This is a genomic window from Stenotrophomonas sp. NPDC077659, assembly GCF_050268705.1.
GTDB lineage: Bacteria > Pseudomonadota > Gammaproteobacteria > Xanthomonadales > Xanthomonadaceae > Stenotrophomonas.
On sequence record NZ_JBNNHG010000237.1, the window covers coordinates 1 to 3,233 of the forward strand.

The window sequence follows — 3,233 nt, forward strand, 5'->3', positions numbered from 1 at the left end:
ACCTCGCCCTTCTCAACAGCTGCGACCGCGCTGAAGCATCGTGCTAATCAGGATGCCTCAAAGCACTCCAAGCACTGTTGCATTTCGTCGTCTCAGCCTTCCCATGCAAGGTGTAGGTCCCCGCCTAGAATGCATGATCTCTGTCTTCAGTTCACGAGGAGTAACCGGGTTGATCAGTGGGCGACTTGCGATTGATCTACCGATGGGGCCCTGGGGAGAGTCAACCAAAACTCTTCGGCAAGCAGCCGAGCGCCGTATTGCGTTGGACGTTCAGCTTGACTCGGATGGTTCGATCCAAGCCCTGCGCAATGTAATCGATGCGCTTGCGCAAGACCACGAACTTCGTCCTCTTCGTTGGTCAGTGGCGGGACGAACCAGCGGTGCGAAGAGCGATATGCAGTTCATGGCTGCACATGGTTTGCCCTACGCCTTGGAATCACATCGGACTGTCGACATCTCAAGTGACCAAGCAATCGCCTCAGGGGCTCTGGTCTGCTCGGACACCCCAGTTCGCAGCGCGCTGGGGGCCGGCCTAACCCTGGTGGGCGGAACCGAGTTTAGGACCGGCGAGGCGATTTGGAGGGAGATCCAGTGCCTTGTTGACAGCCGATTGCATGCGGTCTCGTCCTCTGGTGGTAGCCACCTCATCACACGCGAAGCTGCGCTGCGAATCTTCACGCGCAATGCCGCCTGGATCTCGTTCTCAGAGGCAGACCGGGGATCGCTTACCACAGGGAAGTTCGCAGATCTGGTTGTACTGGATCAGCCCTATCTGACTATGCCCGCAGGTCGCATTCACACAATTCGTTCGTTGCTGACGATGGGTGAAGGCCGTGTCGTGTTTGAAGCCGAGAGCCTGAATTCTGAATAGGAAAAGGGCCGGCGGTGCACGGGCGCGCCAGAGTTGGGCGGCAGTTCATCGTTCATCCCATAGGACGGTCAGGCCAGAATTTGGATCTACACATCGACCGCTCTCGCTTCTAACGTCGTGCCTAGCACACAACGGCTCAGCCGAAAGAACTCCAGGAGCAAGCAGATGAGCGAGTTCGACATGCTGGCCATCCTTCGAGCCAAGCCTGGACGCGAAGAAGGGCTCTGCGAAAATCTCATCAGACTGGTTGGCCCTTCTCGCGAAGAGGCCGGGAATCTGCGCTATGACCTTTATCGAGACACTGCCGATCCGGCCCGCTTTGTCTTTGTGGAGCGTTGGGCCAGTCAGGCAGACCAGCAGCAGCATCACAATTTTGGCCCCCACATACAGGCGTTCCACAGCGACGGCGCCGCCGACATCGACTCGCGTGAAGCTGTGTTGCTACTTGAGCGATTGACGTAAATCCTCGCCCTGCTTGGGCAATCCTCCCCCCAATCCCTGCCCCCGCGGCAACCCGCCGCCATCTCCGGAGTCCTGCAATGTCAAGTGAACCGATTCGTGATCCGAAAAATGACCATCTTCTGACCCCGCAAAACTCGGCGTTTATCATCATCGACTACCAGCCGGTGCAGGTGAACTCCATCGCATCGATGGATCGCCAGTTGCTCGTCAACAATATCGTTGGGTCGTCGAAGGCCGCCCTAGCCTATGGGCTGCCGATTGTGCATTCGACCGTGAACGTGAAGACGGGTCTCAACAAGCCGCCGATCCCGCAGCTGCGCAAGGTGCTGGCCGACTATCCGACCTATGACCGTACGTCGATCAATTCCTGGGAAGACGTCGAGTTTCGCAAGGCGGTGGAGGCCACCGGTCGCAAGAAACTGATTATGACCGCTCTTTGGACCGAGGCCTGTTTGACTTTCCCGGCTTTGGATGCGCTGAAGGAGGGCTATGAGGTCTACGTGGTGGTCGATGCTGTGGGTGGAACATCCGTCGCAGCACACGAAGCGGCGCTGCGCAGAATCGAGCAGGCCGGTGGCCAGCTGATCAGCGTTGCGCAGTTGTTCTGCGAACTTCAGCGCGACTGGCAGCGCAAGGATACGGTACCGGATTTCATTAAGATGTTTGTTGAAACCGGCGGCACGGCTGGTATCCAGTTCTCGTACGACCTGGCCGAGTAAGCGTGGAAATGAGGAGGCGCAGCTTTGGCTTCGCCTCCTCCCAGTTGATGGAGTAGTAGTGCGATGCATTGGACTTCAGCGTCATTCTCAACATTGCACGTACGATCGCTCCTCACGTCTTGGCTCCAAACTGATCGCCCGCGATTGCTGCACGCCTTCAAGGCCTGTGCAGCGCTTGTGCTGGCGCTGTGGGTCTGCATGCGCCTGAACTTGGCCCCGCCTCGCACCGCCACCGTCTCGGTGGTGATCCTGATGATGCATCAGCATGTTGGCATGGTGATCGCTCGAGGCGTCTATCGTGCCGTGGGCATGCTGGTGGGATGTGTGGCTGGAGTTTTGCTTGTTTCAGCCTTTGCGCAGGCCCCGCTGCTGTTCTTCTCCGCACTTTCTATTTGGATCGCGCTGTGTGTATTTGGCGCGGCCTACTACCGAAACTACCAAGCTTACGGGTTCGTACTAACCGGCTACGCGACGGCGATCGTCGCCATTCCCGCATGGAGTGCGCCGTACCTGGTCTTCGATAACGTCGTGCATACCGCCAGCGAAGTAGTCATTGGGGTGGTTGCGGCGGCGCTGGTCAGTGCTCTGGTATTCCCCCTTCACGTCAAGGAGAACTTGTTCGCACTTGGCCATCGTCACGCAAGCACATTCATCGGCTTCATCCGCGACTCCTTGCGTTGGCGCCCGAGCGAAGCGCACCGAGAAGTGAGCCGACAGCACTTGCAGCTGTTAAGCGAGAGGACGCAGATCGAGCAGCTGCGCAGCGCTGCAATCTTTGAGGATCCAGCGTTGAGACTGGCGGCCCCTTTGATGGCTAGCCTCAATCACGATTTCCTGAATGCCGCAGCTGGCTTCCATATGATGCGGCAGATTCGAGCGCGTGTCGCAGGCGTCCACGATCAGAGCGTGCTGGCCGTCGTCGATGAGCTGTTCAATGAGCTCCATCGACTCTTGCCGGAAGCAGAGGGCGATGGCCCGGTTCCGATGGATCGCATCCGCAGGCTTGAGCATGACCTGGGGGGATTGGTAGTTTCATTGCCGGGCACAATCTCTCGGCTACGCGCCGAAGCCGTCAAGGACCAGGAGCCTGAGAGCATCTTTTCCGCTGCTGCTTCGGCAATGTACTTCCTGATTAGCACGATGCTTCAGCTGGAAAGACAGGGACATTGCGCAAGGCGCGC

The 3,233-nt window shown here is 58.2% G+C and carries 4 protein-coding genes; all 4 read left to right on the forward strand.

The features are described from left to right. Positions 1-133: 133 nt before the first annotated feature. Positions 134-871: an amidohydrolase family protein gene (locus ACQKDV_RS18935; RefSeq protein WP_427785780.1), complete on the forward strand. Its 738-nt coding sequence runs from the start codon at positions 134-136 to the stop codon at positions 869-871. 165 nt (positions 872-1,036) lie between these two features. After that, a complete protein-coding gene (locus ACQKDV_RS18940; RefSeq protein WP_427785781.1) occupies positions 1,037-1,333 on the forward strand; it encodes a putative quinol monooxygenase in 297 nt (98 codons plus the stop codon). 77 nt (positions 1,334-1,410) lie between these two features. Further along, on the forward strand, positions 1,411-2,052 hold the full coding sequence (locus ACQKDV_RS18945) for a hydrolase (RefSeq protein WP_427785782.1): 642 nt from the start codon (positions 1,411-1,413) through the stop codon (positions 2,050-2,052). 144 nt (positions 2,053-2,196) lie between these two features. After that, a partial coding sequence (locus ACQKDV_RS18950; protein WP_427785783.1) for an FUSC family protein occupies positions 2,197-3,233 on the forward strand: 1,037 nt, incomplete at its 3' end.